Source organism: Luteibacter sp. P4_E6 (assembly GCF_056401535.1).
Map to the genome: position 1 here is coordinate 1 of NZ_JBFUJE010000277.1, position 5192 is coordinate 5192.

Genomic DNA, 5192 nt, shown 5'->3' on the forward strand with positions numbered 1-5192 from the left:
CATGAGGCCTTTGCTGCCGCCCTTGGACAGCTTGGACATCATTTTTTCCATCTGCATGAACTGCTTGAGCAGACGATTGACGTCGGCGGGCTGGGTGCCGGAACCACGGGCCACACGGGCCTTGCGTGAACCGTTGAGGAGATCCGGGTGCCGGCGCTCCTTCTTGGTCATCGACCCGATGATCGCGACCATGCGCTTCAATTCGTTGTCGTTGACCTTGGATTCATGAGGCCTTTGCTGCCGCCCTTGGACAGCTTGGACATCATTTTTTCCATCTGCATGAACTGCTTGAGCAGACGATTGACGTCGGCGGGCTGGGTGCCGGAACCACGGGCCACACGGGCCTTGCGTGAACCGTTGAGGAGATCCGGGTGCCGGCGCTCCTTCTTGGTCATCGACCCGATGATCGCGACCATGCGCTTCAATTCGTTGTCGTTGACCTTGGATTTGACGTTGTCCGGGAGGTTACCCATGCCCGGCAACTTGTCCATGAGACCGGCCAAGCCGCCCATGTTGGACATCTGCTCGAGCTGATCTCGCATGTCGTTGAGATCGAACCGCTTACCCTTCATGACCTTTTCGGCCAGCTTCTGGGCTTTCTCCTGATCGACCTTGCGCTCGACTTCCTCGACGAGCGACAGGACGTCACCCATGCCAAGGATGCGCTGAGCGAGACGATCGGGATGGAACGGCTCGAGGGCGTCGGTCTTTTCACCGGCACCCATGAACTTGATCGGACGACCGGTGATGTAGCGCACCGACAGCGCGGCGCCGCCACGGGCGTCGCCGTCGGTCTTGGTCAGGATCACGCCGGTGAGCGGGATCGCGTCGGAGAAGGCCTTAGCCGTCGTGGCCGCGTCCTGACCGGTCATGGAATCGACCACGAAAAGCGTTTCGATGGGATTGAGCGCGGCGTGTATCGCCTTGATCTCATCCATCATCGCTTCGTCGATATGCAGGCGACCTGCGGTATCGACGAGCAGTACGTCCATCACCTCGCGACGGGCGGCGGCGACCGCGGCCTTTGCGATGTCGACCGGATTCTGACCCGCTTCCGAAGGGAAGAAGGTGACGTCGACCTGTTCGGCCAACGTGCGCAGCTGCTCGATGGCGGCCGGACGATACACGTCGCAGCTGACGACCATGACGCGCTTTTTCTTCCGCTCCTTGAGGAAGCGGGCGAGCTTGGCGACCGTGGTCGTCTTGCCCGCACCCTGCAGACCCGCCATCAGCACGATGGCCGGCGGCGTGGCGGCGAGGTTCAGCTCGGTATTGGCCACACCCATGACGGTGGTCAGCTCGTCGCTGACGACCTTGACCAGTGCCTGGCCCGGCGACAGGCTCTTGAGGACTTCCTGGCCGACGGCGCGGACCTTCACGCGCTCGATCAGCGCCTTCACCACCGGCAAGGCCACGTCGGCCTCGAGCAGGGCGATACGGACTTCGCGCAGGGTCTCGCGGATGTTTTCTTCGGTCAGCCGGCCGCGACCACGCAGGCGGTTGACGGTATCGGATAGGCGGTTGCTGAGCGATTCGACCATGGCGAGTCGATGAATGCTGTAAACGACGGATTATAGCCGGACTGGACCGCCGCCGTACGACGGGCAATGCCAACGTGTCGCATTCACGATACAGGGCCGCTATGCCACACTGCGCGTCCATGATCGTCGCCATCCTCGCGCTCGCCGCCATTGCCCTCTACCTGTCCGCTGCAGGCGTGCTCGCACGACCGCTGATGACGGGTGGCCAGCCGCTGGCGCGCATCGGCATGACCATGGCGACTCTGGCCGCGCTGGCCCACGCCGGACTCCTGCTGAGCGCCCACCGGGGTACCCTGGACCTGCATTTCTTCGCCGCCCTGTCCCTGGTGGCCTGGATTGCCTCGGCACTCACGCTGGTGGTGAACCTGTCGCGCCCTGTGGCGGGGCTTGGCATCCTGATCTTCCCGCTGTCGGCGGTGTTCCTCGCAATGGACGCGTTCATCGCGCCGAGTACCGCGCCGGAAGCCATGACCTGGCAGATCGAGTTGCACGTGACGATTGCGGTGCTCGCTTTCGGAATCCTCTCGATCGCCGCAGCCCTGGCGATCCTCCTGGCTATCCAGGAACGTGCCTTGCGGCGGAGCAAGTTCGGCCACTGGCTGCGCGCCCTGCCCCCGCTCACCCTCACCGAAGTACTGCTGTTCCGCCTCATCGCGGTGGGCTTCGTGCTGCTGACGCTGACCCTGGTGACCGGCACGCTGTTCGTCGGCAACCTGTTCAGCCAGCACCTGGTGCATAAGACCGTGCTGTCGATCGTCGCCTGGATCGTCTTTGGCGTCCTGCTCTGGGGCCGCTGGCGTCACGGCTGGCGTGGGACGCGCGCGGTGAACCTCACCCTTATCGGCATGGGTGTGCTGCTACTGGCCTTCTTCGGTACCAAGCTGGTGCTGGAGTTGATCCTGCACCGTACCGGCTGACCGCCCCCCGTGTGGGAGCCGCTTCAGCGGCGATGGGGTCTTGCGGCATCCTGGCTTTCGCCGCTGAAGCGGCTCCCACAGGGGTCAGCAGCGCCCGGTTTTATTCGCGGCAGGCGTCGATGGCCTGCGACAGGCGTTCTACGCCGATGACCTCCATGTCGCCCACACGCCCTTTCTTCGGCGCGTTCGCCGCGGGCACAACGGCGCGGCGAAAACCGTGCGTGGCCGCTTCCTTGAGGCGTTCCTCGCCATTGGGCACGGGACGGATTTCGCCTGAGAGACCAACCTCGCCAAAGGCGATGGACTTCTCCGGTAGCGCGCGATCCCGCAGGCTCGAAAGCACAGCCATCAGCACGGGCACGTCGGATGCGGTTTCCTGCACACGGATGCCACCGACCACATTGACGAAGACGTCCTGGTCGTAAGCGGCAATGCCGCCATGCCGATGCAGTACCGCCAGCAGCATGGCCAGACGGTTCTGCTCGAGACCGAGCACGACGCGACGCGGATTGCCCAACGAGGATTGGTCGACCAGTGCCTGCACTTCGACCAGCAACGGACGCGTGCCTTCACGGGTCACCATGACGGCGCTGCCCGGCGTGGGACCGGCGTGCGATGAGAGAAAGATGGCCGACGGATTCGGCACTTCGCGCAGGCCCTTCTCGGACATGGCGAAGACGCCGAGCTCATTCACCGCACCAAAGCGGTTCTTAAAGGCGCGCAGCACGCGAAAACGACTACCGGATTCGCCTTCGAAATAGAGCACTGCATCGACCATGTGCTCGASKACGCGYGGGCCGGCGATSYSGCCKTCCTTGGTGACGTGGCCGACCAGGAAAACGGAGGTGCCGGTTTCCTTGGCGAAACGCGTGAGCTTTGCCGCCGATTCGCGCACCTGGCTCACTGAACCCGGCGCCGCGGTAAGCATTTCGGTCCAGATCGTCTGGATGGAGTCGATCACGAGGACACGCGGTCGCGCGGTCATCGCCTGCTCGAGGATGCGTTCGATGCAGGTTTCCGCCAGCGCATGCAACGGTGCGAGCGGCAGGTCGAGGCGTTGGGCGCGAGCGGCCACCTGGGAAAGGGATTCTTCGCCGGTGACGTACAGGCTGGGCAATACCGCACCCAGGGTGCCGAGCATCTGCAGCAGCAAAGTGGATTTACCGATACCGGGATCGCCACCAATGAGCACGACGGAGCCTTCCACCAGCCCACCGCCAAGCACGCGATCGAGCTCGCCGATGCCGGTGTGCGTGCGCGCCTCCGCCGTGAGTAGCACCTCGGTCAGCGCCGTGATCTTCGGCGACCCGGCGGCGGCGCCGGCGTAGCCACCCCGTTGGGCACCGATCGACACCACGGCCGCAGGTTTAGCCGATTCAACCACGAAGGCGGAGAGGACATTCCACACGCCGCATTCGGCGCACTGGCCTTGCCACTTGCTGTGCTCGGCGCCGCATTCGGTACAAACGTAGGCGGTCTTGGCCTTGGCCATCGTGTCGTGATCTTCCGGAAGTGAGGGAGCTATATAGCGCGACCGTGTCGCACGGAGCGATACGCGAACGCTCAGCTTTCGTCTTCGACGAAGAGTACGCGACGCGTCATGCCACAGGTCAGGTCATATGAAATCGTACCCGCCGCGGCCGCCACCGTCTCGACGGGCAGGTCTTCGCCCCACAGCGTTACGCGGTCGCCGGTGCGGGCATCGGGCACGCCACGTAGATCGATCGTGATGAGATCCATCGAGACGCGGCCGACGAGCGGCGCCTGTCGTCCGTTCACCAACACGGGCGTACCCGCCGCGGCACTGCGCGGGTAGCCATCGCCGTAGCCGATGGCGGCCACACCGATGGCCATATCTTCAGGGCATTCGTACGTGCCGTTGTAGCCGACCCGTTCGCCCTTCGCGAGATGGTTGATCGCGACCAGACGTGTCGACAGGGTCATCGCCGGGCGAAACCCGAAATCCGCGCCGGAGCGCCCTTCCACCACGGAAAGTCCGTAGAGCAAACCGCCCGTACGCACCCAGTCCCCACGGGCATCCGGCCAGCCCAGCACCGCCGCGGAGTTCGAAAGCGCACGCGGACCGTCGAGTCCGGCGGTTGCCTCCCGGAAGCGCTGGATCTGCAAGGCCGTGTCGCGCCCTTCGAACTCTTCTGACGAGGCGAAATGCGTCATGAGTCCGATCTCGCCATCGATCGCGGGCATCGCCAGCAAAGCGGCATGGACTTCGCGGGCACGCGCCGGGGCGAAGCCCAGCCGGTGCATGCCGGTGTCAACCTTTATCCATACACGCAAGGGCCCGCGCGCCGGCTCGGCCCGGGCCAGCCAGGGCAACTGCGCGTCGTGGTGGATCAGTGCTTCCAGCCGGAGGCGCTGCATTTCCGCAATGTCGGAAGGGGTATCGGGACCGGAGAGCACGACGATGCGCTGCCGGTGACCGGCCGCACGGAGGCGCAGACCATCGGCGATGGCCGCCACGGCAAAGGCTTCCGCGTCGCCTTCAAGCGCCCGGGCCACGCGCTCCAGGCCATGCCCATACGCATCGGCCTTCACCACGGCCATGACCCTGGCATCCCCTGCCAGGGCGCGGACACGGGCGAGGTTATGGCGCAGGGCACCCAGGTGAATGGTGGCGACAGTGGTACGGCTCATGAGCTTGGTGGCGGACGACGCTGCGGTGGCTGACCGCCCAGTCTAGCCGCATCCAGCGGGCAACCGTGTGGCGCAGGGGTGG

At 64.9% G+C, this 5192-nt stretch carries 4 protein-coding genes and 1 pseudogene; 1 reads left to right on the forward strand and 4 read right to left on the reverse strand.

Features of this window, described 5'->3' with window-relative positions:
• Window positions 1–225 (reverse strand): annotated as a pseudogene (locus tag AC1DT2_RS15250) (signal recognition particle protein); the annotation flags it as partial.
• Entirely contained in the window at window positions 198–1541 is a 1344-nt protein-coding gene (gene ffh, locus AC1DT2_RS15255) for a signal recognition particle protein (RefSeq protein ID WP_477297221.1), read from the reverse strand. The pseudogene AC1DT2_RS15250 and the gene ffh, both read right to left, overlap by 28 nt.
• A gap of 119 nt (window positions 1542–1660) precedes the next feature.
• Here ffh and AC1DT2_RS15260 point away from each other — a divergent pair, with 119 nt between their 5' ends.
• A complete protein-coding gene (locus AC1DT2_RS15260) occupies window positions 1661–2458 on the forward strand; it encodes a cytochrome C assembly family protein (protein WP_477297222.1) in 798 nt (265 codons plus the stop codon).
• A gap of 100 nt (window positions 2459–2558) precedes the next feature.
• On the opposite strand, the gene radA is transcribed toward AC1DT2_RS15260, so the two are convergent.
• Window positions 2559–3950: a DNA repair protein RadA gene (gene radA, locus AC1DT2_RS15265; RefSeq protein ID WP_477297223.1), complete on the reverse strand. Its 1392-nt coding sequence runs from the start codon at window positions 3948–3950 to the stop codon at window positions 2559–2561.
• Between the two features lie 71 nt (window positions 3951–4021).
• Window positions 4022–5110: an alanine racemase gene (gene alr, locus AC1DT2_RS15270; RefSeq protein WP_213948418.1), complete on the reverse strand. Its 1089-nt coding sequence runs from the start codon at window positions 5108–5110 to the stop codon at window positions 4022–4024.
• Between the last annotated feature and the right edge of the window lie 82 nt (window positions 5111–5192).

What these genes read in the sequence shown, in the direction of transcription:
- ffh (WP_477297221.1), bottom strand. Translation starts at nt 1,541, where the DNA reads ATGGTCGAATCGCTCAGCAACCGCCTATCCGATACCGTCAACCGCCTG.
- alr (WP_213948418.1), bottom strand. Translation starts at nt 5,110, where the DNA reads ATGAGCCGTACCACTGTCGCCACCATTCACCTGGGTGCCCTGCGCCAT.
- AC1DT2_RS15260 (WP_477297222.1), top strand. Translation starts at nt 1,661, where the DNA reads ATGATCGTCGCCATCCTCGCGCTCGCCGCCATTGCCCTCTACCTGTCC.